The 22795-nt window shown below is 71.8% G+C and carries 17 protein-coding genes and 1 tRNA gene; 6 read left to right on the forward strand and 12 right to left on the reverse strand.

Annotation, left to right across the window (positions count from 1 at the left end; all coding sequences use genetic code 11):
• Positions 1-204 precede the first annotated feature (204 nt).
• The gene (locus ACFVHB_RS11740; RefSeq protein WP_380318931.1) at positions 205-3300 is read left to right on the forward strand and encodes an AAA family ATPase; all 3096 of its coding nucleotides are present in this window, start codon (positions 205-207) and stop codon (positions 3298-3300) included.
• 92 nt (positions 3301-3392) lie between these two features.
• On the opposite strand, the gene ACFVHB_RS11745 is transcribed toward ACFVHB_RS11740, so the two are convergent.
• From ACFVHB_RS11745 to ACFVHB_RS11755, 3 genes are read right to left on the reverse strand one after another with little or no spacing between them, the layout of a single operon-like run.
• The gene (locus tag ACFVHB_RS11745) at positions 3393-3899 is read right to left on the reverse strand and encodes a hypothetical protein (RefSeq protein ID WP_380318934.1); all 507 of its coding nucleotides are present in this window, start codon (positions 3897-3899) and stop codon (positions 3393-3395) included.
• Complete coding sequence (locus ACFVHB_RS11750; RefSeq protein WP_380318937.1) at positions 3886-5526, reverse strand: VWA domain-containing protein; 1641 nt, start codon at positions 5524-5526, stop codon at positions 3886-3888. The genes ACFVHB_RS11745 and ACFVHB_RS11750 overlap by 14 nt, the downstream gene beginning before the upstream one ends.
• A gap of 19 nt (positions 5527-5545) precedes the next feature.
• Complete coding sequence (locus tag ACFVHB_RS11755; RefSeq protein WP_380318940.1) at positions 5546-6640, reverse strand: hypothetical protein; 1095 nt, start codon at positions 6638-6640, stop codon at positions 5546-5548.
• A 267-nt stretch (positions 6641-6907) separates the two neighbouring features.
• Here ACFVHB_RS11755 and pyk point away from each other — a divergent pair, with 267 nt between their 5' ends.
• On the forward strand, positions 6908-8338 hold the full coding sequence (gene pyk, locus ACFVHB_RS11760; RefSeq protein WP_380318943.1) for a pyruvate kinase: 1431 nt from the start codon (positions 6908-6910) through the stop codon (positions 8336-8338).
• Positions 8339-8412: 74 nt separating this feature from the next.
• On the opposite strand, the gene ACFVHB_RS11765 is transcribed toward pyk, so the two are convergent.
• Positions 8413-9456: a Kelch repeat-containing protein gene (locus ACFVHB_RS11765; RefSeq protein WP_380318946.1), complete on the reverse strand. Its 1044-nt coding sequence runs from the start codon at positions 9454-9456 to the stop codon at positions 8413-8415.
• A 274-nt stretch (positions 9457-9730) separates the two neighbouring features.
• Here ACFVHB_RS11765 and ACFVHB_RS11770 point away from each other — a divergent pair, with 274 nt between their 5' ends.
• The gene (locus tag ACFVHB_RS11770; protein WP_380318949.1) at positions 9731-10342 is read left to right on the forward strand and encodes a hypothetical protein; all 612 of its coding nucleotides are present in this window, start codon (positions 9731-9733) and stop codon (positions 10340-10342) included.
• A 12-nt stretch (positions 10343-10354) separates the two neighbouring features.
• A complete protein-coding gene (locus tag ACFVHB_RS11775; protein WP_380318952.1) occupies positions 10355-11023 on the forward strand; it encodes an NPCBM/NEW2 domain-containing protein in 669 nt (222 codons plus the stop codon).
• Between the two features lie 21 nt (positions 11024-11044).
• Here ACFVHB_RS11775 and ACFVHB_RS11780 read toward each other — a convergent pair whose 3' ends face one another.
• Both ACFVHB_RS11780 and ACFVHB_RS11785 read right to left on the reverse strand, forming a co-directional pair.
• On the reverse strand, positions 11045-11833 hold the full coding sequence (locus tag ACFVHB_RS11780) for a helix-turn-helix domain-containing protein (protein WP_380318955.1): 789 nt from the start codon (positions 11831-11833) through the stop codon (positions 11045-11047).
• A gap of 104 nt (positions 11834-11937) precedes the next feature.
• Positions 11938-12020 (reverse strand) — tRNA-Leu (locus tag ACFVHB_RS11785).
• 80 nt (positions 12021-12100) lie between these two features.
• Between ACFVHB_RS11785 and ACFVHB_RS11790 the strand changes: the two genes are divergently transcribed.
• A complete protein-coding gene (locus ACFVHB_RS11790; protein ID WP_380318958.1) occupies positions 12101-12769 on the forward strand; it encodes an ANTAR domain-containing response regulator in 669 nt (222 codons plus the stop codon).
• A gap of 58 nt (positions 12770-12827) precedes the next feature.
• Here the strand turns inward: ACFVHB_RS11790 and ACFVHB_RS11795 are convergent, their stop codons facing one another.
• The 6 genes from ACFVHB_RS11795 to ACFVHB_RS11820 all read right to left on the reverse strand — a co-directional run bounded on the left by ACFVHB_RS11795 (position 12828) and on the right by ACFVHB_RS11820 (position 19701).
• Complete coding sequence (locus tag ACFVHB_RS11795) at positions 12828-13544, reverse strand: ABC transporter ATP-binding protein (protein ID WP_380318961.1); 717 nt, start codon at positions 13542-13544, stop codon at positions 12828-12830.
• On the reverse strand, positions 13541-14365 hold the full coding sequence (locus tag ACFVHB_RS11800) for an ABC transporter ATP-binding protein (RefSeq protein WP_380319004.1): 825 nt from the start codon (positions 14363-14365) through the stop codon (positions 13541-13543). The genes ACFVHB_RS11795 and ACFVHB_RS11800 overlap by 4 nt, the downstream gene beginning before the upstream one ends.
• A gap of 8 nt (positions 14366-14373) precedes the next feature.
• Positions 14374-16308, reverse strand: coding sequence for a branched-chain amino acid ABC transporter permease (locus ACFVHB_RS11805; RefSeq protein ID WP_380319007.1), 1935 nt, complete (start codon positions 16306-16308; stop codon positions 14374-14376).
• A gap of 5 nt (positions 16309-16313) precedes the next feature.
• On the reverse strand, positions 16314-17243 hold the full coding sequence (locus tag ACFVHB_RS11810) for a branched-chain amino acid ABC transporter permease (RefSeq protein WP_360187542.1): 930 nt from the start codon (positions 17241-17243) through the stop codon (positions 16314-16316).
• 126 nt (positions 17244-17369) lie between these two features.
• Positions 17370-18602: a branched-chain amino acid ABC transporter substrate-binding protein gene (locus ACFVHB_RS11815; RefSeq protein WP_380318965.1), complete on the reverse strand. Its 1233-nt coding sequence runs from the start codon at positions 18600-18602 to the stop codon at positions 17370-17372.
• A gap of 622 nt (positions 18603-19224) precedes the next feature.
• Positions 19225-19701, reverse strand: coding sequence for a PaaI family thioesterase (locus tag ACFVHB_RS11820; RefSeq protein ID WP_380318968.1), 477 nt, complete (start codon positions 19699-19701; stop codon positions 19225-19227).
• Between the two features lie 381 nt (positions 19702-20082).
• Between ACFVHB_RS11820 and polA the strand changes: the two genes are divergently transcribed.
• Positions 20083-22770 carry a DNA polymerase I gene (gene polA / locus ACFVHB_RS11825; RefSeq protein ID WP_380319010.1) on the forward strand — a complete coding sequence of 896 codons (2688 nt, stop codon included), beginning with the start codon at positions 20083-20085 and terminating at the stop codon, positions 22768-22770.
• Positions 22771-22795 lie beyond the last annotated feature (25 nt).

The following is a 22795-nucleotide window of genomic DNA, read 5'->3' on the forward strand; positions in this document are numbered from 1 at the left end:
ACCGGCCCGACGCAGGGGGAACGCGCCGGACCGACGGGAACGCCCCGGCCCCACGCGGGGCCGCCCACCGGCCCCGGCCGGATGCGACGAGGATCACAGCCCCGGACCCCGCCGCCGACCCGACGTCAAACCGTCTCCCCTGACGGCGGCCGGAAGTGCCCGACCGGCCGCGCCGGAAAGGAACCTCGGGGAGGGGAAGAGCGGATGAGCACCGTCAGGATCCACGGCCCGCGCGAGGCCGCCCCCGCGCCCGCGCACCTCACCGCCCGCGACCCCGAACCGCACCTCACCGCCCGCGACCCCGAACTGCGCCGCATCGCCACCCTCGCCGACCGCGCCCGCGCCGGCACCGGCGGCGTCCTGCTGCTCACCGGCGCCGCCGGCACCGGCCGCAGCACCCTGCTCGCCGAGGCCGCCCGCCGCGCCGCCGCCGACGGCACCACCGTCCTGCGCGCCCGCTGCGCCGCCGACGAGACCCCCACCCCCTACGCGGCCGCCCGCCAGCTCTTCGAGACCGGCCCCGACACCCGCCCCGCCCGCACCGACCGCCACCCCGCACCGGCCGAACCCGGCGAGGACCTCTGGGCCCTCCTGCGCCTGCACGCCGCCCACAACCCCGTCCTGCTCGCCGTCGACGACATCCACCACGCCGACCGGCCCTCCCGCGACTGGCTGCTCCAGGTCGCCCGCCGGATCGACCGGCTGCCCGTCCTCCTGCTCGCCACCGAACACCGGCAGGCCGCCCTCGGCACCCCGCCCGCCCGCTTCGGCCGAGGCCTGCCCCCCGGACTCGCCGAGACCACCCGCCTCGGCCCGCTCGACACCCCCGCCGCCGCCCGCCTCGCCGCACACCACCTCGGCCCCGGCACCCCGGCCGCCCTCGCCGCCGACTGCGTCCGCGCCACCGGCGGCAACCCCGCCCTGCTCACCGCCCTCCTCACCGACCTGCGGCAGCTCCCCGACGCGCCCGCCCTCCCACAACTCCCCGACCGCTGCACCCGGTTGCCCGGCGGTGCCTTCCCCGAAGCCGTCGAGGAATGGCTGCGCGGCGGCGGCGACCACGCCCTCGACGCCGCCCGCGTCCTCGCCCGGATGCAGGAACACCCCGCCGCCCGCACCACGCCCCTGCCCGCCGCGGGCGACCCCGCCGCCATGCTCGCCGAACTCGCCGGCGCCGACCCCGACCGGCTCACCGGCTGGCTCGTCGACCTCACCGCCCAGGGCGTGCTCGACGACCCCGGCCCCGGCCGCTGGCCCCGCTTCACCCACCCGCTGCTCGCCGACGCCGTCCTCGCCGGACACGAACCCGGCCACCGCGCCCACGTCCACCGCGCCGCCGCCGGCTACCTGCACCGCGCCGGCGCCCCCGACGAACGCGTCGCCGGACACCTGCTCCTCACCCCCGCCCCCGGCCCCCGCTGGGCCGCCGACACCCTCCGCGCCGCCGCCCGCAAGGCCGCCGACGCCGACCGCCCCGCCGACGCCGTCACCCTGCTGTGCCGCGTCCTCGCCGAACCGCTCGGCGAACGCCGCCGCGGCCTGGTGCTCACCGAACTCGGCAGCCTGGAGGTCACCCTCGGCCCGGACGAGCGCACCGCCGGCGTCCGCCACCTCGCCGAGGCCGTCCACCTCCAGCAGTCCGACGAAGGCGTCTTCCGCACCGCCAACACGCTCGGCGCCGTCCTCGCCGCCCGCGGCGACACTCCCGCCGCCCTGGAACTCATGGAGGAACTCGCCGAACGCTTCGCCGACCGCGACGACCTCGTCCACGCCGTCCAGGCCGCCGCCGCGCTGATCGCCGCCCACGACGGCCGCAGCTGGCTCCAGGTGGTCGAGGGCGTCCAACGCTTCGCCGCCCGCAGCAACCAGCGGCTCGCGCCGCCCGCGTACGCGCTGCTCACCGAGTTCGACTCGACCAGCGGCACGCTCTCCGCCGCCGAGGTCGGCGGCCGGATCCGGGAACTCCTCGACGCCCCCGTCGACCCGCTCTGCCGCTCCTACGTCCAGGTCTCCGCCGCCACCCTCGCCCAATGGGCCGACCTGCTGCCCGAAGCCGACCGGCTGGTCGAACGCGGCCTCGCCGCCTACCGCGGCCCCTCGCTCGACCCCGGCTACCAGTGCCTGCTGAGCGTCCGCGCCGAGACCCGCGTGATGCGCGGGGAGTACCAGGCACTGCTCGACGACTTCGCCCTCACCGGGCCCGCGCCCGCCGCCCGCCCGCACCCCGGACAACGACCCGGCACCCGGGGGAGGACCGGCCACGGCACCGGACCCGGGGCAGAGCCCGGCGCACGCGGCGAACGGCCGGTCTGGTCCTGGTGGTGCGGCACCCCGCCCGAGGACGGCACCCCCACCGGTACGCCCGGACCCGCCGGCACCCCCGGCACCCCCGGCACCCCCGGCACCCCCGGACCCGCCGACGCCCAGGCCACCCGCGCCCGCTACGCCGGACTGCTCGGCCAGCAGAACGCCCACCTCGTCGCCCAAGCCGTCCTCGCCCTCACCGAGACCGGCCGCTACTGGCAGGCCCACGGCCTCGCCCGCGCCATCGCCGCCGACCGCGCCCAGGACTCCTGGGAATGGAACGAGTACCTCTACGCCCGCGGCATGCTCCGACTCGCCACCGGCGAACCCGCCGCAGCCCTCGCCGACCTGCTCGAATGCGGACGCCGACAGGACGAACGGCACGTCCGCAGCCCGATCGTCACCCCCTGGCGCTCCGCCGCCGCCGACTGCCACACCCTGCTCGGCGAACCCGGCCCCGCCGTCGCCCTCGCCGAGGAGGAACTACGGCTCGCCCGGACCTGGGGCACCCCCCGCACCATCGGACGGGCCCTGCGCGCCCTCGCCGCCGCCACCGGCGGCCGCCACGGCCTGGACCTCGCCGCCGAGTCCGTCGACCTCCTGCGCCGCGGCGAGATCGAGACCGAACTCATCCCCGCCCTCGTCACCCACGGACGGCTGCTCGCCGACGCCGGCCGCCGCGGCGCCGCCCGCCGCGCCCTGCGAGAGGCCGCCGGCCGCGCCGAACGCCTCGGCGCCGTCCGGCTGCGCGCCGTCGCCGTCGAAGCCCTGCACGCCTCCGGCGCCCGCCCCGGGCGCGGCGAACACGCCGGAACCGAGGCCCTCACCGACAGCGAACTGCGCATCTGCCGGATGGCCGCCGCCGGTCACTCCAACGCCGAGATCGCCGCGACCCTCCACCTCGCCCTGCGGACCGTCGAGACCCACCTCACCAACAGCTTCCGCAAACTCGGCGTCCGCCGCCGGGCCGAACTGGCCGGCGTCCTGGAGAACTGACCCCGGGCCCAGGACGCCGGCCCGCCCACGGCTCACCCCGGCCCGCCCACGGCTCACCCCGGCCCGCCCACGGCTCACCCCAGCCGGCCCGCTCACCCCGCCAGGGCCGCCGTCATCGACTCCACCTCGCCCGCCAGCACCGCCCCCGGATCGGGCGCACCCGCACGCCAGCGCTCCCACGTCCGGGCCCGCAGATAGCCGTCCACCGCCACCGGCAGCCGCCCGCCCACGATCAGCACCGCGTCCGGCCGCCTCCCCACCTCCGCCAGCCGCTCCAACAACCCGTCCAGCCCCGCCGACACCGGCAGCGGCACACCCCGCAGGTACTCCGCCAACTCCGCCAGCTCCGGCCAGGGCTCCCGCGGCGGAGGAGGCGGCGGACCCGGCTTCACCGGCCACAACAGCACCCCAGCCCCGTACAACCCCGCCACGACCCCCGGCCACAACGCACCGCCGAACCCCGCGAAGTGCAGCCCCAGCCCGGCCGCCCCGGCCGCGCAACCGACCAGGTTCCGCGTCGACTCCAGGTACCCCCAGGCCCGCCGGCCGAACGACGAACCGCCGCCACCGCCCGGCCCGGCACCGCTACTGGTAACCACGGATCTCCTCGAACGCCCCGTCCAACGACCCCGTCCCGTCGAACAACCTGCCCCCGGTCAGCTCCGCGATCCCCTGCAACTGCCCCTTCGCCGCATCCCCGAACAGGATCGGGAACACCGGCACCGCCTTCCGCGCCGGCGGAAGCCCGTTGTAGAAGTTCCTGAAGTCCCCGTCCGTCGCACCCTCGTTGCTCTCACCGTCCGTCATCAGCACGATCGACGTGAACCGGTCGTCCCCCGCCGCCGACTGCTGCCGCTCGATCACCCCGTACGCCTCCCGCAACGAGCTGTACACCGCCGTCCCGCCGTCCGCCGACAACGCCTGCACATCCGCGTTGATCGCGTCCAGCTCCGGCTTCGCGTCCGCCGCCGGCACCGTGTGCGTCTTCGTCCACTTCACCTTCGACGCGAACGACAGCAGCGTGACCTCCTCACGGTTGCGGAACCGCCGCACCCCCCGGGTGTCCTCCGCCCCCGTCAACCGGCCCAACGCCGCCTTCAGCGCCGACAACCGGCCCCCCGACATCGAACCCGAGGTGTCCAGCACGTACACCGTCCGGGACGGCCGCCGCAGCTCGTTCTGGTACGAGGCCAGCAACCCGTCCGCCACCGCCCGCGTCCCCGGGAACGGCAGCTCGTGCCGCCGGTCCGTCGGCAACCCCGCCGCCGGAGCCACCGCCGGCACCACCGGACGGCGCAGCGTCAACTCCGAGATCCGCTTCTGCACCTCCTCCTTCAACAGGTACGAGGTCAACCGCTGGAACGAATCCCGCTCCCGCTGCGCCGACGAACTCAGCAGCGTCAGCGGATAGTTCGCCGACACCACACCGTCCGACGGCCGGACGACCGTCAACTGCTGGTCCTGCGGCAACGTCCGGTTCATCGACAGCAGCACCGACTCGTAGTTCACCACCGCCCCCACCGAACCCCGCTCCGCCCGCGAGTACGCCTGCGCCAGCCAGCCCGACGAACCCGAGGTCAGCTTCTGCCCGGCGAAGAACTGCTTCAACGACGGCGTCGCCCTCCGCACGTCCGCCTCGGTCAGCGCCGCACTCGCCCCCGAGAACGCCGAAGCCACCGCCACCAACGCCGAGAACCCCGAGTTGGACCGGGACGGATCGGCCATCCCGTACGCCAGCTCGCCGCCCGCCGCCGCCTGCGCCAGATTCCCCCACGTCACCTTGGAACCGTCACCCCAACCCTGCTCGGCGAGCACCGACGACCGGATGCCGAACGCCACCGGCGAAGCCATCACCGGCGTCTCCGACAGCACCTTCGACCGGCTGCCCTCATCCAGGTGCAGGTACTGGTTCGACGGGAACCAGATCGCGTCGTACTTGCCGTCCGCCCGCCCCGAGGACACCGCGTCCGCGCCGTCCAGCGAACCCGTCCAGGCGAACTGCACCGTCACCCCGGTCGCCTTCCGCGCCTCCTCCAACACCGGCGCCATGTCCTGCAGTTCACTGCCGGCGAGGACCCGCAGCACCCCCTCCCGCGCCGTCGGCGCCGGAGCGTCCCCCTGCCTCGGCGCCGACGCCGGCGAGGACGTGCACGCCGTCACCGTCGCCACCAGCAGCGCCAGCCCCACGGCCAGCCCCCGCACACCGCTCCCGCGCACCGTCGTCATCCCGCTCCCCATCCCCCGCTCAACCCCTCATCGCGCCGTCGATCAACTTCTGCAGGACCTCGGGCACCGGAGTCGGCGCCTGCTTCACCTTTGCCGCACCCAGATGGGGGGCGAGGGTGAACGAACCGCTCGCACTCTTCAGCTGCGCCCCGAAGGCATTGGTGTCCCCCTGCGGACGGAAGCCGTAACTAGCCGCCAGCTCGCGCAACTTCGCGTTGCCGTTCAGCTGGCCGGCCAGCTTCCGCCCGTTCTCGGTCAGCCCGACGACCGTGTGGTCGGAGTAGACCGTGGTGTCCGGGTAGAGCACCACCAGGTCCTCGGGCGCCTTCTTCTTCACGATCAGCTCGGCCGCCTGCGACTCGTACGCGAGCACCAGCGCACCCCCGCCGTTCGAGAGGAAGTCCGCGAACGGCTCGTCGGTGGACTTCTTCAGCGAACCCTGCTTGGTGATCGCCGTGTGCAGGAGGGCCTTGGTCCGCTCCACCCCCGCGGCGTCCGCCACCGGCTGGTTGCCGTTCTCCAGGTAGGAGAGCAGCGAGACGTACATCGCGCCGGACGAGGACGTGGTGGGGTCGGTGGTGGTGAGGAAGATGTCCCCGGCCAGGTCACCGGGCTTGTCGCCGCCGAGCTGGTCCCATCTGCGGCCCGTCCGGATGGCGTTCAGGTAGTCGGCCATCCGGAACGTCCAGACCTTCGACGCCTTGTCCTGGCCCGCCAGCCCGTTGGCCTCCAGCACCCTGGCCGTCGACTCGTGCGCCATGATCACCAGCGGTGAGTAGAACGGGCGGATCGCCGTCTCGGTGATGCCCCTCTTCGTGCGGATCGCGTCCGCCGGCGGCTGGCTGGCCGGGAAGGCGAAGTCCATCCCGTCCAGGTTGTCGCCCATCTGCCAGGAACCGGCGCTCTGCACCTTCACCGTCAGGCCCTGCGCGGCCAACTCGGCCCTGACCGCCGGGTCGTCGAAGAACTCGCGCTTCTCCGACCCGATCAGCCCGGTGACGGTGACGGTCACCGGCCCCTTCCCCCCGCCCCCGCCGTCGGTCGGTTCCAGGAGCGCGAACGCCACCCCGCCGAGCAGCAGTACCGCCACGAGCAACCCGAACGCACGCCTCATGCCGAACGCTTCCCCCTCGCCGCAACGTGTCCGGGCGGTCCACCCGGGTGACGAGCGTCCCGCCGGGGCGGGAGCGGCGGCGGAAGCGACGGTGAACCAGGGGTGAACACCGCTTCACGGAATCGCATCGGCGAACGGTCCCGACCGAAGCCGTCGCACACCGGTCCGAGGGTGCGTCAGATTGTTCAACTCGCCGTCCGGCAAAGGTCATCCCGCTGTCCGGACGGACGTCGATGTTACGCGCCGGTAATCCTTACCCTCAGCACTATGCGCCGAGCAAAAATCGTCTGTACCCTCGGGCCCGCCACCGACTCGTACGACCGGATCAAAGCCCTGGTCGACGCCGGGATGGACATCGCCCGCTTCAACCTGAGCCACGGCTCCCACATCGAGCACGAGGAGCGCTACCGCCGGGTCCGCAAGGCCGCCGACGAGACCGGCCGAAGCGTCGGCGTCCTCGTCGACCTTCAAGGCCCGAAGATCCGGCTCGACACCTTCGCCGAAGGACCCGTACTTCTCGAACGCGGCGACGAGTTCACCATCTCCACCGACAAGGGCGTCGTCGGAGACCAGAACCGCTGCGGCACCACCTACGCCGGCCTCGCCGGCGACGTCACCCCCGGCGAACGCATCCTCGTCGACGACGGCCGGGTCACCCTCGAAGTCACCGAGGTCGACGGGCCCCACGTCCGCTGCCTCGTCGTCGAAGGCGGCCTCGTCTCCGACCACAAGGGCCTCAACCTCCCCGGAGTCGCCGTCTCCGTCCCCGCACTCAGCGACAAGGACGTCACCGACCTCCGCTGGGCCCTGCGCACCGGCGCCGACCTCGTCGCGCTCTCCTTCGTCCGCAACGGCCGCGACATCGACGACGTCCACCGCATCATGGCCGAGGAGGGACGCTTCCTCCCCGTCATCGCCAAGATCGAGAAGCCGCAGGCGGTCGAGAACCTCGAAGCCATCGTCGACGCCTTCGACGGCATCATGGTGGCCCGCGGCGACCTGGGCGTGGAGATGCCCCTCGAACAGGTCCCGATGGTCCAGAAGCGCGCCGTCCAACTGGCCAAGCGCAACGCCAAGCCGGTCATCGTCGCCACCCAGATGCTCGACTCGATGATCAACGCCTCCCGCCCCACCCGCGCCGAGGCCTCCGACGTCGCCAACGCCGTCCTCGACGGCACCGACGCCGTGATGCTCTCCGGCGAGACCTCCGTCGGCAAGTACCCCGTCGAAACCGTCCGCACCATGGGCCGCATCATCGAAGCCGCCGAAACCGACGTCCTCGCCGCCGGCCTCCCCCCGCTCACCACCACCAACAAGCCGCGCACCCAGGGCGGCGCCGTCGCCCGCGCGGCCGCCGAGATCGGCGACTTCCTCAACGCCAAGTACCTCGTCGCCTTCACCCAGTCCGGCGACACCGCCCGCCGCCTCACCCGCTACCGCTCGCCCATCCCCGTCCTCGCCTTCACCTACGAACCCGCCGTCCGCAGCCAACTCGCCCTCACCTGGGGCGTCGAGACCTTCCTCGGCCCCTTCGCCCCCACCACCGACGAGATGGTCGAACAGGTCGACGCCGCCCTGCTCTCCCTCGGCCGCTGCCAGAAGGGCGACACCGTCGTCATCACCGCCGGCTCACCCCCCGGCCTCGCCGGCTCCACCAACCTCGTCCGCGTCCACCACGTCGGCACCCTGGACACCTGACCGAACCCCGCCCACGAGCCCGAGGGCGGCATTCCCCGTCCGGAGGAATGCCGCCCGCCCGGCCACCCGAGGGATCAGGGCGTGTAGACGTCCACGTCCGTCGTGGCCGTGCTGACGGCGTCACCCTCCGTCCCCCCGACCAGGTAGATCCGTCCGTCGCCGCCGACCGCCGCCGCCGCGCAATCCCTGGTGTGCGGCATGCTCTCGGCGGGTTCCCAGCGGTCCGTCCCCGGGGCGTACACGTAGGTCACCGCCGTCGGCGTCTCACCAGGCTCGGACGCTCCCCCGAACACGAAGATCCGCCCGTCCGGGGCCGTTGCTCCCGCAGCCCGCCCCTTCGGCCCGGGCATGGGCGCCGCCTGGCTCCACTCCCGGGTGCTCGGTGTGTAGACCTCCACCGTGCTCGTCGGAACGTCGGGTTCCGCGGTGGTGTACCCGCCGATCACGTAGACCCTCCCGTCCGCACCGGTCGCGGCCACCCCGCCTTCGCGGGGCGTCGGCATCGGAGGCCCGGTCCGCCAAGTCCTGGAATCCGCGTCGAAGATCGCAGTTTCGTCGCCGTCGAAGACGTAGACGTTCCCTGCGGCATCCGAAGCGGCCGAGGGGACCGGCATCTCGACGGGCAGGCTGGGCGTGGCCTGCCATGCCCCGTAGCCGGGCGTGTACACCTCGACGGCCCGGCCCGAGGAAGCGTCGTCGCCTCCGCCGATCGCCCAGATCCGGCCGTCCTCGTCGGTGACCGCCGCCAACCTGGCCCGCGCGCTCCACAACGCGGGCACCGTCGTCCAGGAGCCGCTGCCCGGGTCGTAGTTCTCCACCAGATCGCTGCGTGCGAAGTCCGACGGCCCCGGGGACGGCGTCGTGGCCGCCCAGCCGCCCAGGGCGTAGACAGTTCCGTCACAGTCGGTCGCCGCGGCGAGGAAGTAGCGCGGCGTGGTCGTCGGCGCCGCCGACGACCAACTGTCGTGCACGCCTCCCGAATCGGGGCTCACGGCCAGGCAAGCCGGTACGAGGGCCGATCGTGCGGCCACGGCACCGTCCGGCAGCACCGCGCCGGTGGCGGCCAGCACGAACGCTCCGAGCAGGGCCGGCCACCGTTGCGCGTTGACTCTCACCATCGGTATCGCCTGTTCCCCATGGAGATGACTGTCGGTCAAATGGCGTTCGGGGCAGGGCGCAAACGTGGCGAAAGGTCCCGCCGCCGACTGGTGGTCCCAGAACTCCAGCGCACCACGGCCCGTCGTGCCACGCACGCCGACAGCACGGTCGAGCCGAGGTTGCACCTCCTACGCGGCCGACACATGCTGAGAGAGGAGCGTCGGCACCCCACCGTGCGGCTCCCGGAATTCCCTCCCCGGAACAAGTGCGACGTCACGCACGGACGGAGGAGCCATGGCCCACCAGGATCCGTCGCAACACGGTGGCGGGGGCATCGCACTCCGGCTGGCCCGCGACTGGCCACTGGCGGCAGCCGCAGGCACGGCACTTCTGAGCTTCTTCATGCTCTTCGCCCCCTGGGTCTCGGGCACGTACGGCGTGAATGCCTTCGGACAGGGCATGCAGGCCGCCGGACCAGCGTTGATCATCGTGGCGGTCCTGGCCTTCCTCTGCCTCGTCTGGGCAGCACTCGCACGGGACAACCCGACATACGCGGCGATCGCGCTGATCCCGGCGTCCAATCTGCTGGTCCTCTACATCGTCAAGCTGGCCGACGTCTCCGACCTGGTGGACCTGAACAACCAACTGTCCGACACCACGGCCTCGACGGGAGCGGGCCTCTGGATCGGCTTGCTCGCCGCCATCGCCACCGCGACCCTCACGCTCGTGGCCGTCCTGCGGGACCGGCTCCGGCACCAGGACGAAGCCGCCGAGCACGCCGGTGCGGTGCCACCGGTGAACGCGCCACCCCCGCCGCCGTACGACCCGCCCGAGCCGCCGACGGTGCCACCGGTGAACGCGCCACCCCCGCCGCCGCACGACCCGCCCGACCCGCCGCCGACCTAGGAGCTGAGGGAAATGGATGGAGGACCGAGGGCGCCACTTCGGCGCCACCGGCAGGCGCTGCGTCTGGCAGCCCTCACCACCACGGCCGGCCTGACCGTCATCGCGGTCACCGCGTGCGGTTCCGGCGGCGCGTCGCCCACCGCCTCCACCCCGGCGGCGACGGCAACCCGGACCGTCACCGTAACGGCCACCGCTCCGTCCGCCACCGATCTCTCCGCGTCGCCCACGCCCGGGTCGCCCGGGTTCGCCTCACCCACGACGACGGTCACGACCGGAACGCAGTACCTGAGCGACAACGACCCGTTCTCCTCCACCTACGGGGTCGAGAACGGCGCGGCACTCGTGAACGGCACGAACTACGCCCACAGCGTCTCCCTTCGCACGGATCTCGGCTCCATCCCGGCCAACGCGGCCGAGTACAACCTCGAACGCGCCTGGCAGACGTTCACCGCCACGATCGGGGTCCGGGACGACTCGCCCACGGGAACGGTCCTGACCTTCGAAGTCTTCGTCGACGGCAGGTCCGTCGCCCAGCAGACCCTCTCGCTCGGGCAGTCGCAGCAGCTCACCGTCGACGTCAGGGACGCGCTGCGCCTGAAGATCGTGGTCACCTACGCCACGACGGCGAACCTGTCTCCCTACAGCTACGGGGCGTGGGGCGACGCCAGACTGGGAGCGTAGCCCGCGGCCCCGGTGTCTCCGTCAGTACTTGGGGCCGATGTGGGTGTCCATGAGGGCGACGGACTCCTTGCGGGCGATGGAGACGTTGACCTGGCCGGTGGGTCGGGGGATCGAGGCCTTCCACTGCACGCCCACGGCGTCGAGGGCGTCGGTGAAGAGGCGGATGATGTCGGCCGAGGTGTTGGTGAAGAAGTAGCGGGGGTACTCGTAGCGCTTCTGGACGCCGTTGACCGTTCGGGTCGCCCAGTTGGTGATGCGGCAGCCGTCGGAGTGGATCAGGCCTCGGAGGAACTCCCACGGGTGCGCGTCGACGATCTCCCGCTGCCAGGGCTGCAAGGCTATGGTGCGCTCGTGCTTCTTGCCCGGGCCGTGCTGGGGGAAGTAGCAGGTCAGGTGATTCGAGTACACCTTGACGTCGTGGCAGCCCGTACGCCTGACCCGGCAGGGTCTGTTCCGTGGCAGCACCGCCCGAATGGCCTGCTCGACGGAGTCCGTGATCCCCGGCCACTTGTCGTCGCAGGTGATCTGAAGACTCTGCGTGCGGCGGTAGTCGTTCGGCAGGAGGATGTGGCCGTCGCCGAGATAGAGGCCGAGCAGGTAGGCATAGGACGGGTGGTCCAGCGGATCGGCGTAGCAGTGCAGGCAGGTTGAGCGTTTGCGGCCCGGGAGCCCGCCGTGCTTGGCGCGGTCGTAGTGCCGCCATGCCGAGACCGTCCCGTAGGGGACTCTCAGGCGACGGGCGACCTCGGCATTGGAGAGGCCACGCCGAAGCATGTGGACTGCTTGTTCTCGCACGGAGTCGGTGGTCATGCGCACCAGCGTGCGAAGGATGAGGGCGGCCGGTGAACGGTACGCGCATCGTCCACCAGATGTGATGAATTTCCCATCACCTGGGAATGCGAGGAGAAATTCGGTGCCGAGTGTGGGATTCGAACCCACACGCCCTTTCAGGCAATCGCTTTTGAGGCGATCGTGTCTGCCCTTCCACCAACCCGGCTGGTTCGCGCCCGTGAAGGATACCCTGCGCACGTTGTCCGGCGCAGCTAGGTACCCTCGTGCATGCAGTACCCCGCCGGAATGAGGAGCCCCGTGAGCACCGCCGACGAGCAGGCGCAGCCGCTTGAGACCGACATGCCCCAGATCACCCGGATTGTGATCGCCGAGGACGAGGCGTTGATCCGTCTCGACCTCAAGGAGATGCTCGAGGAGGAGGGGTACACCGTCGTCGGCGAGGCCGGGGACGGGGAGACGGCGGTGAAGCTGGTCGAGGAGCTGCGGCCGGACCTCGCCATCCTGGACGTGAAGATGCCCGTCCTCGACGGCCTCTCGGCCGCCGAGCGGATCCACGAGCAGCACCTGGCGCCCGTCCTGATGCTGACCGCGTTCTCGCAGCGCGAGCTGGTGGACCGGGCCCGGGACGCCGGGGCGATGGCGTACATCGTGAAGCCGTTCTCCAAGAGCGACCTGGTGCCCGCGATCGAGATGGCGGTCTCGCGGTACACCGAGATGCGGACGCTGGAGGAGGAGATCGCGGACCTCACCCAGCGGCTGGAGACCCGGAAGCTGGTGGACCGGGCGAAGAGCGTGCTGCAGACGAAGTTCGGGCTGAACGAGCCGGCCGCGTTCCGGTGGATCCAGAAGACGTCGATGGACCGCCGGATGACGATGGCGGCGGTGGCCGAGGCGGTCATCGAGGAGGGTGCCGCCCAGGACCGCAAGAAGGCCGAAGAGGCCAAGGGCGAGTAGGCGGAAAGGGGAAGGGCCCGGCAGCAGGTGCTGCCGGGCCCTTTCCGTGCGCGCGGACTCAGTCCTCGCCGAGGTACGCCTTGCGGACGGACTCGTCGTGGAGGAGGTCGGCGCCGGTGCCCTCCAGGACGATGCGGCCGGTCTCCATGACGTAGCCCTGGTCGGAGAGCGAGAGCGCCGCCTGGGCGTTCTGCTCGACCAGCAGGATGGTCGTCCCGCTGGCCTTGAGCTCGACGATGGTCGCCATGATCTTCTGCATCATGAGCGGCGAGAGGCCCATCGAGGGCTCGTCCAGCATCAGCAGCTTGGGCTGGGACATGAGGGCCCGGCCCATCGCGAGCATCTGCTGCTCACCGCCGGAGAGCGTGCCCGCCGCCTGCTTGCGGCGCTCGCCGAGGATGGGGAAGAGGCCGTAGGCCCGTTCGACGTCGGCCGCGATGCCGGCGGTGTCGCTGCGCAGGAAGGCGCCGAGGAGGAGGTTCTCCTCGATGGTCATGCGCGGGAAGATGTGCCGGCCTTCGGGGGAGTGGGCGAGGCCGAGCGAGACGATCTTGTGGGCGGGGACGGTGTTCAGCGGCTGGCCGTCGAACACGATCTTTCCGGCGGTCGGCTTGAGCAGGCCGGAGAGGGTGCGCAGGGTGGTGGTCTTGCCGGCGCCGTTGGTGCCGATCAGGGTGGTGACCTCGCCCTGCTTGACGGTGAAGCTGATGCCCTTGACGGCTTCGATCTTGCCGTAGGCGACGCGGAGGTCCTGGACCTCGAGGAGCGCGGTCACTGGGTGTCCTCCGAAGCGGTGGTGCCTTCGAGCGGGGCGCCGAGGTAGGCGGTGATGACGCGTTCGTCGTTCTGGACGGTTTCGCGGTCGCCTTCGACGATCTTCTGGCCCTGGACGAGGACGGCGGTGCGGTCGCACAGGTTGAAGATGAACCGCATGTCGTGCTCGATGACGAGGATGGAGATCCCGCGGTCGCGGATGGCGAAGACGAGTTCCTCGGCGGCCCGGGTCTCCTGGGGGTTCATGCCGGCGGTGGGCTCGTCGAGGAGCAGGAGGCCGGGGTCGGAGGCGAGGGCGCGGGCGATTTCGAGCTTGCGCTGCTCGCCGTAGGGGAGGTTGCGGGCGAGGTGTTCGGCCTTGTCGGCGAGGCCGGTGAACTCGAGGAGTTCCATGGCCCGGGCCCGGCTCTCGGCCTCGGCGCGGTGGTAGCCGGGGCCGCGCAGGATGGCGGAGAAGAGGCCTTCCTTGGTGCGGCTGTGCCGGCCGACGAGGACGTTCTCCAGGACGGTCATGTTGGCGAAGAGCCGGATGTTCTGGAAGGTGCGGGCGATGCCGGCCTGGGTGACGAGGTGGGGCTTGGGCGGCAGGACCGTTCCGCGGTAGGCGACGCGTCCCTCGGTGGGGACGTAGAGGCCGGTGAGGCAGTTGAAGAAGGTGGTCTTGCCGGCGCCGTTGGGGCCGATGAGGCCGATGATCTCGCCCTCGCCGACGGTGAGGGAGACGTCGTTGACGGCGGTGAGGCCGCCGAACCGCATGGTGACGCCGGAGACTTCGAGGATGGGCCTGGCGGTGGTGGCGACGGGGGCGTCGGTGGTGGTCATCTGGCTGGTCACGCCCCTGCCTTGGTGAGGGTGGCCGCGTCGCCGGTGGACTGTGCCGGGATCGTGGCCTCGTGGAACTCCAGCTGCTGCCGGCGGTTGGGGATGAGGCCCTCCGGGCGGACCCGCATCAGCACGATGAGGGCGATGCCGAAGGCGAGCAGCTGGTAGTCGGAGAGGAATTCGAGCTTCTTGGGGACGAGGAAGAGGAGGGTGGCGCCGGCCAGCGGTCCGCTGATGGTGCCCATGCCGCCGAGGATGACGGCGGCGAGCAGGAAGGCGGAGTTGGGCGGCAGGGCCTCGGCGAAGGTGTACTGGTCGGGGGTGACGGTGTAGCTGACGTGGGCCTGGACGGTGCCGGCGAGGCCGGCGAGGCAGGCGCCGAGGGCGAAGGCGAGGAGCTTGAGGCGGAAGCCGTTGATGCCCATGGCTTCGGCGGCGGTCTCGTCCTCGCGGATGGCGACCCAGGCCCGGCCGATGCGGGAGTTGCCGACGCGGGCGAAGACCAGCACGACGAGGGCGGTGACCAGCAGCATCAGCAGGTAGTAGTTGGAGAACCGGCCGAGCTCGATGCCGAAGACGTTGGTGGGCTTGCCGAGGTCCCAGCCGAGGATGTTGAGGTCGGGGATCCGCGGGATGCCGTTGGAGCCGTTGGTGACCTTGGGGCCGGTGGTGCCGTTGAGGTTGAGCATGGTGATGCGGAAGATCTCGCCGAACCCGAGGGTGACGATGGCGAGGTAGTCGCCGCGCAGTCGCAGGGTCGGGGCGCCGATGATGACGCCGAAGACCATGGAGACGACGGCGCCGGTGAGCATCGCGGCCCAGAACGGGAACTGGACGTGGATCGGCGAGGCGGGGGAGCCGGAGACCAGGGCGGCGGCGTAGGCGCCGACGCCGAGGAAGGCGACGTACCCGAGGTCGAGCAGGCCGGCGAGGCCGACGACGATGTTGAGGCCGAGGGCGACGGTGGCGAAGATCAGGATGTTGGCGGCGACCGAGGTGTACTGGTCGCTCGTCTGGGTGAAGGGGAAGCTGGCGGCGGCGGCGAACGCGGCGCCGGTGGTGACCGAGCGGTACTTGACGGTCAGGGCGCGCAGCCGGGGCACCAGGCCGGACTTGCCGAGGGCGGCGCCGACGGAGCCGGCCAGCAGCAGGTAGCCGATGAAGAGTTCGCCGTACTCGGTGTCGATGCCGAAGGTGATGGCGAACAGGCCGAGGCCGAAGGCGACGACGATGAGCAGGACCTCGACGAGGGAGGGCAGCTCGCGGGGGGCGGGGAGCGGCCGGGCGACGGTGCCCAGGCGCAGCCAGTGGTTGACCAGGTGGCCGCCCTGGACGAGGAGGACGGCGGTGCCCGCGATGACCGCTCCGCCGGTGAGGGCGGTGAGGACGGGGGCGACGGGCTTGTCCTCGGGGATGGCGGCGGCGCCGAGGTAGGCGATCCAGGCGATCGGCTTGATGAGGAAGAGCCGCCAGTTGAGGACCTTGAGCGGCACGTGGGTGCGCCGGTCGAGGGGGAGGCCGAGGGCGCCGGCGAGGGTGAGGAGGGAGCCCGCGCCGAGGACCCAGCCGCCGGGTTCGAGGTTGGCGAGGCCGCCGAGGTCGACGGCGATGGCGATGACGGAGAACCAGCCGACGGCGAAGGCGCCGGCGGCGGCGTACAGGACGGCGTTGTTGCTGCGGGTGGGGGCGGCCCAGCGCAGGCCGGGGACGCCCTGGGTGGCGAGCAGCAGGGCGAGGGTGAGCAGGCCGGCGGTGAGGGCGAGCCACTGGAGGCCGGCGGGGGAGCCGAAGTAGGTGAGGTCGCCGGGGAACTCGGAGGTCCAGGTCCAGGACATCAGGGCGGAGCCGGCGGTGGCGGCGGCGCCGAGGCCGGTGAGGAGGGTGGCGGCGCGGGCGGGGACGGGGATGACCGGGGTGGTCTCGGTGGTGGGGGTGGTGGTCATGGTGCTCACGCCCTGTCCGCGACGCGCTCGCCGAGCAGGCCCTGGGGCCGGACGAGGAGTACGAGAATGAGGAGTACGAAGGCCCAGACGTCCTTCCAGGCGCCGCCTCCGAAGAGGTGCATGCCGGGGAGGTGCTGGATGTACCCGGTGGCGAGGGCTTCGGCGAGGCCGAGCGCGACGCCGCCGAGCATGGCGCCGTAGATGTTGCCGATGCCGCCGAGGACGGCGGCGGTGAAGGCCTTGAGTCCGAGGATGAAGCCCATCCGGAAGTCGACCTGGCCGCTGCGCAGGCCGTAGGCGACGGCGGCGACGGCGGCGAACGCGGCGCCGATGGCGAAGGCCATGACGATGATGCGGTCGGTGTCGATGCCCATGAGCTTGGCGGTGTCGGGGTCCTGGCTGGTGGCCTGCATGGCGCGGCCGGAGCGGGTGCGGGTGACGAACCAGCCGAGGGCGAGCATGCACAGCGGGGCGGCGATGATCAGGAAGACGTCGCTGCGCTGGATGGTGACGGAGCCGAGGGCGAAGGGGTCGCCGGGGATCTTCGGGAAGACGCGGGCCTTCTTGGCGTCGGGGTAGAACGAGAAGACGAGCTGCTGGAGCAGGATGGAGAGGCCGATCGCGGTGATCAGCGGGGCGAGGCGGGGGGCCGTGCGCAGGGGGCGGTAGGCGAAGCGCTCGGCGGCGACGGCGGTGAGGGTGGAGACCAGGATGCCGGCGATCAGCATCAGCGGTAGGGCCAGCCAGAGTGTGGTGCCGCCGGGGAGGGCGAGGTAGGCGGTCAGGGCGCCGAAGCCGCCGACCATGACGATCTCGCCGTGGGCGAAGTTGATGAGCTGGACGATGCCGTAGACCATCGTGTAGCCGATCGCGACGAGCCCGTAGAGGGCGCCGAGGATCAGGCCGTTGGCCAGCTGCTGCGGTAGGTCGTGCACCGCTGGGCCTCCGTTGTGCGTGGGGTGGGTCCGCGTGGGTGGTGGATGTGAGGCGCGCGGGGGCACTCGTGGCGCCCCCGCGCGGTAACTCCGACGTTCTGTGGTGCTACTGACGCTGGGTCAGGTTCAGCCGTTGAAGGTGCCGGACTTCTCCACGGCCCACTTGCCGTCCTTGACGGTGTAGACGGTGAGCTGCTTGTTGGTGGTGTCGCCGAACTCGTCGAAGGAGACCTTGCCGGTCACGCCGTCGAAGGAGACCTTCTGGACGGCCTCGACGACCTTGGCGCGGGCGTCGGCGGGGAGCTTGCCGCCGTTGGCGGCGGCGACGGCCTTGACGCCCTGGATGATGGCCCAGGCGCTGTCGTAGGAGTAGCCGCCGTAGGTCTCGTAGGCGTCCTTGTAGCCGGCGGTCTTGTAGTCGGCGATGAACTTGGCGGCGGTGGGGAGCTGCTCGACGGGCAGGCCGACGGCGGTGGCGTAGTCGCCCTGGCCCTTGGGGTTGAGCTTGATGAAGTCGCCGCTCTGGATGCCGTCGCCGCCCATCAGCGGGACGTTGACGCCGGCGTCCTTGAGTTGGAGGGAGAGCGGGCCGGCGGCGGGGTACTCGCCGCCGTAGTAGACGGCCTCGGCGCCGGAGGACTTGACCTTGGTGACGACGGCGGCGAAGTCGCGGTCGTCGGGGTTGACGTGCTCCTCGCCGACGACGGTGCCGCCGTCCTTGAGGAACTGGGCCTTGAAGGTGGCGGCGAGGCCGGCGCCGTAGGTCTTCTGGTCGTCGATGAGGAAGACCTTGGTCTTCTTGGCGTCCTTGGCCAGGAAGTCGGCGGCGAAGGGGCCCTGGACGGCGTCGGTGGTGGCGGTGCGGAAGTAGGACTTGAAGGGGCGGGCCTTGACGCCGCTGGCCCACTTCTCGCCCTGGCTGAGGGCGACGCCGGTGTTGGCGGGGGAGATCTGGACGAGGTTGGCGTCGTTGAAGATCTGCTGCATGGACTGGGCGACGCTGGAGTTGAGCGGGCCGACGACGCCGATGACGTCCTTGTCGGCGACCAGCTGGGTGGCGTTCTGCTGGCCGGGGGCGGGCTTGGCGGTGTCGTCCAGGGCCTTGATCTGGAACTTGACGCCGGGCACCTCGTTCTTCTCGTTGGCCTGCTTGACGGCGAGCTCGACGGAGTTGCGGATGCCGAGGCCGAGGGCGGAGAGGTCGCCGGTGAGCGGGGCGTCGACGCCGATGGTGACGGTGGTGGCGGACCCGGCGTTGTTGCCGTCCCCGGACTTCTTCTCATCACGGGAGCCGCAGGCGCTGAGGCTGAGGGCGCCGATGACGGCAATGCTCACGACAACTGCTGAACGGTGACGCACGGGGGTCCCCTTCGGTTCGGGAGGGCGCCGCGCCTGAGAGGCGGGAGCCGGATGCGCGGTGGGCCTGGCCCAATCCGGTGGCGCGGTGACTGGCCGTGACTCTAGATGGCCTCCGGGCGGCTCCGGCAGTGGTGCGGCGAGGCTGTGATTCTCTTGTTATGAGCACACGGAGAGACTGTCTCAGCATGTGGTCGTTTCGGCTCGATCGATCCGGTACCACCGGGCTATTACTAGCTGGTAGGCAGGTGTAAGGCCCAGAAATGGGGGTTACTCCTGGCCTCTCCGATAATCGGACGGGGCCGTTCGCTGTGCTGGTTCCGGGCGTGCGGGTCCGCATAACGGACCTTGGGGGGCTTGACGAACCGACTTCTGTGTCACTGCGGGCACGGGGAGCCGCCGCCGGTCGAAATCCCTGGTTGTTACGCAGCGTTACACGGTTGAAATTCTGTGAACATGCGACCGCCCCCTTGTATGGACCAACGCCTTCCCGGGGAGGTCGAAGGTCAAACAAGGGGGCGGTCAAGGGAATTGATGGCACGTCGGCCCGGCTGACCGGCCTGCGGGCGGTCGGCCGGGCCGACGGTGCGTCAGTCGCGCCCCGCGGGTCGCGGGGGCCGCGGACTCAGAGGTCGCGCAGCATGCAGGTGAGGCGGCAGCTGGTGACCCGCTTGCCGGTGTCGTCGGTGATCGCGATCTCGTAGGTGGCGGCGGTGCGCCCCTTGAACACGGCCGTCGCCACCCCGGTGACCAGGCCGGAGGTGGCCGAGCGGTGGTGGGTGGCGTTCAGGTCCACGCCCACCGCGTAGCGGCCGGGGCCGGCGTGCAGCATCGCGCCGATCGAGCCGAGGGTCTCGGCCAGCGCCGCCGAGGCGCCGCCGTGCAGCAGTCCGTACGGCTGCTGGTTGCCCTCGACCGGCATGGTGCCGACCACCCGGTCGCCGGAGGCCTCGACGATCCGGATGCCGAGCTTCTCGCCGAGGTGGCCGCCGGAGAAGGTGGCCGGGTCGACGCCCAGCTTCGCGAAGTGGTCCAGCACCTCCTGCGGGACCTTCAGGACGGCGGCCGCGTCACGGGTGGCTTCGGGGGCAGCGTCGGTCATGGCGGGAGCTCCTGCCGCTCGGGGGATCACGTCTTCGTGCTGCCTGTGATCGTACGACCGTCCTACTCGGCGGTAGCGGCCGCGTCGGGCGGCTGGCGTGGCGGCGGGCGGTGGGCGGTGCGCGGGGCGGCCGTCGTGGCGGCGGGCGGTGCGCGGGGCGGCCGTCGTGGCGGTGGGCGGTGCGCGGGGCGGCGGGCGGTCGGCGTGGCGGTGCGGCGCCCCGGGGGTGCCGGGCGGGCCCCGGCTTCCGGCGCGCCCCTTTTGTCGGTGCCGGGCCATAGGATCGGTGGCCGGTAGTGGAATCGGCAGGAACGGATTGACGTGGCTACGCAGAGTACGGACAAGAGCGCGCCGGGTGGCGGCGGGGCCCGGCCCCGGCTGATGCTGCTCGACGGGCACTCGATGGCCTACCGGGCGTTCTACGCGCTGCCCGTGGAGAACTTCAACACCTCCACCGGCCAGCCCACCAACGCGGTGTACGGCTTCGCCTCGATGCTCGCCAACACCGTCCGCGACGAGCAGCCGACCCACCTCGCGGTGGCCTTCGACCTCTCCCGGCAGACGTTCCGCTCCGTCGAGTTCCCCGACTACAAGGCCAACCGCGCCAAGACGCCGGACGAGTTCCGCAGCCAGGTCGGCCTGATCGGCGAGCTGCTCGACGCCATGAACGTCCCCCGGCTCACCGTCGAGGGCTTCGAGGCCGACGACATCATCGCCACCCTGGCCACCGCCGCCGAGGCGGCCGGCTACGACGTCGACATCGTCACCGGCGACCGGGACTCCCTCCAACTGGTCACCGAGCACGTCACCGTCCTCTACCCGACCAAGGGCGTCTCCGAGCTCACCCGCTACACCCCGGAGAAGGTCGCCGAGAAGTACGGCGTCACCCCGCGCCAGTACCCCGACCTCGCGGCGCTGCGCGGCGACCCGTCCGACAACCTGCCCGGCATCCCCGGCGTCGGCGAGAAGACCGCCGCCAAGTGGGTCAACCAGTTCGGCTCCTTCGACGAACTCGTCGCCCGCGCCGACGAGGTGAAGGGCAAGATCGGGGAGAAGCTGCGCGAGCACCTCGACTCGGTCAAGCGCAACCGCGTCCTCACCGAGCTGGTCCGCGACGTCGAACTCCCGCTCGGCGTCGGCGACCTGGGCCGCGCCGCGTTCGACCGCGAGGCCGTCGGCACCCTGATGGAGTCGCTGGAGTTCCGCAACGCCAACTTCCGCGACCGCGTCTTCGGCATCGACCCGGCCGCCGTCGAGCCCGAGGCCGCCCCCGAGCTCGCCCCCGGCGTCGACGTGGACGGCGAACTGCTCACCGACCCGGGCACGCTGACCGCCTGGCTGGGCGAGCACGCCGCCGACGGCAAGACCCCGGTCGCCCTGGCCGCCGTCTACCGGTGGGCGCTCGGCACCGGCGAGGTCACCGAGGTCGCCCTCGCCGCGGGGGAGTCGGCCGCCTGGTTCGACCCGGCGCTGCTCGGCGAGGAGGACGAACGCGCCTTCGCCGCCTGGCTCGCCGACCCGGCCGCCCCCAAGGCCCTGCACATCGCCAAGCAGGTGATGCGCGCCTTCGCCGAGCGCGGCTGGACCATCGAGGGCGTCGTCGCCGACACCGCCCTCGCCGCCTACCTGGAGAAGCCCGGCCGCCGCACCTTCACCCTGGAGGTGCTCGCCGAGGAGTACCTGGCCCGTTCGCTCGCCCCGGCCCCCGCCGCCGAGACCGGCCAGCTCGCCTTCGACGCCCCGGAGGAGGACGCGACGGCCGGCGCCCAGGCGCTGATGCTGCAGGCCCGCGCCGTGCTCGACCTCGCCGCGCTCTTCGACACCCGCCTGGCCGAGGTCGGCGCCACCGAGCTGCTGCGCGACATGGAGCTGCCGATCGCCGCCCTGCTGGCCCGGATGGAGCGCACCGGCATCGCCGCCGACCGCCCCTGGCTCACCGGCCTGGAGTCCCAGTTCGCCGCCGAGATCCAGCGCGTGGTCGAGGAGGCGCACGCCGCGGCCGGCCACGAGTTCAACCTCGGCTCGCCCAAGCAGCTCCAGGAGATCCTCTTCGGCGAGCTGGCGCTGCCCAAGACCAAGAAGATCAAGACCGGCTACACCACCGACGCCGACGCGCTCACCTGGCTCGCCACCCAGACCGACAACGAGCTGCCGGTCATCCTGCTCCGCCACCGCGACCAGGCCAAGCTGCGCACCACCGTCGAGGGCCTGCTCAAGACGGTGTCGCCGGCCGGGCGCATCCACACCACCTTCAACCAGATGGTCGCCGCCACCGGCCGCCTCTCCTCGCAGGACCCGAACCTGCAGAACATCCCGGTCCGCACCGAGGAGGGCCGGATGATCCGCCGCGCCTTCGTCGTCGGCGAGGGCTACGAGGCGCTGCTCACCGCCGACTACTCGCAGATCGAGCTGCGGATCATGGCTCACCTCTCCGAGGACGAGGCCCTGATCGAGGCCTTCGCCTCCGGCGAGGACCTGCACACCACCGTCGCCTCCCAGGTCTTCGAGGTCCCCGGCGACGCGGTCGACGCCGAGATGCGCCGCAAGATCAAGGCGATGTCGTACGGCCTGGCCTACGGGCTCTCCGCCTACGGGCTCTCCCAGCAGCTCGGCATCAAGCCCGCCGAGGCCCAGGGCCTGATGGACACCTACTTCGAGCGGTTCGGCGGCGTCCGCGACTATCTGCGCCGGGTGGTCGACGAGGCCCGCGCCACCGGCTACACCGAGACCCTGCTCGGCCGCCGCCGCTACCTGCCGGACCTCAACAGCGACAACCGCCAGCGCCGCGAGATGGCCGAGCGGATGGCCCTCAACGCCCCGATCCAGGGCTCGGCCGCCGACATCGTCAAGATCGCCATGCTCCGGGTGGACGACGCGCTGCGCGAGGCCGGGCTCACCTCCCGGATGCTGCTCCAGGTGCACGACGAAATCGTGCTGGAGCTGGCCCACGGCGAGCGCGAGCGGGTCGAGGCGATCGTCCGCGAGCAGATGGCCGGCGCCTACCCGCTGCGCGCCCCGCTCGACGTCTCGGTCGGCGTCGGCCCCAACTGGGAGGCCGCCGCGCACTGAGCACGGTCCTGCGGCGGGCCCGGGC

Source organism: Kitasatospora sp. NPDC127111, assembly GCF_042677465.1.
Lineage (GTDB): Bacteria > Actinomycetota > Actinomycetes > Streptomycetales > Streptomycetaceae > Kitasatospora.

Excerpts from the sequence above, each read along its gene's own strand:
- ACFVHB_RS11740 (WP_380318931.1), top strand. The coding sequence starts at position 205 with ATGAGCACCGTCAGGATCCACGGCCCGCGCGAGGCCGCCCCCGCGCCC.
- ACFVHB_RS11750 (WP_380318937.1), bottom strand. The coding sequence starts at position 5,526 with ATGACGACGGTGCGCGGGAGCGGTGTGCGGGGGCTGGCCGTGGGGCTG.
- ACFVHB_RS11755 (WP_380318940.1), bottom strand. The coding sequence starts at position 6,640 with ATGAGGCGTGCGTTCGGGTTGCTCGTGGCGGTACTGCTGCTCGGCGGG.
- pyk (WP_380318943.1), top strand. The coding sequence starts at position 6,908 with ATGCGCCGAGCAAAAATCGTCTGTACCCTCGGGCCCGCCACCGACTCG.
- ACFVHB_RS11765 (WP_380318946.1), bottom strand. The coding sequence starts at position 9,456 with ATGGTGAGAGTCAACGCGCAACGGTGGCCGGCCCTGCTCGGAGCGTTC.
- ACFVHB_RS11770 (WP_380318949.1), top strand. The coding sequence starts at position 9,731 with ATGGCCCACCAGGATCCGTCGCAACACGGTGGCGGGGGCATCGCACTC.
- ACFVHB_RS11775 (WP_380318952.1), top strand. The coding sequence starts at position 10,355 with ATGGATGGAGGACCGAGGGCGCCACTTCGGCGCCACCGGCAGGCGCTG.
- ACFVHB_RS11780 (WP_380318955.1), bottom strand. The coding sequence starts at position 11,833 with ATGACCACCGACTCCGTGCGAGAACAAGCAGTCCACATGCTTCGGCGT.
- ACFVHB_RS11790 (WP_380318958.1), top strand. The coding sequence starts at position 12,101 with ATGAGGAGCCCCGTGAGCACCGCCGACGAGCAGGCGCAGCCGCTTGAG.
- ACFVHB_RS11800 (WP_380319004.1), bottom strand. The coding sequence starts at position 14,365 with ATGACCACCACCGACGCCCCCGTCGCCACCACCGCCAGGCCCATCCTC.
- ACFVHB_RS11805 (WP_380319007.1), bottom strand. The coding sequence starts at position 16,308 with ATGACCACCACCCCCACCACCGAGACCACCCCGGTCATCCCCGTCCCC.
- ACFVHB_RS11820 (WP_380318968.1), bottom strand. The coding sequence starts at position 19,701 with ATGACCGACGCTGCCCCCGAAGCCACCCGTGACGCGGCCGCCGTCCTG.
- polA (WP_380319010.1), top strand. The coding sequence starts at position 20,083 with ATGCTGCTCGACGGGCACTCGATGGCCTACCGGGCGTTCTACGCGCTG.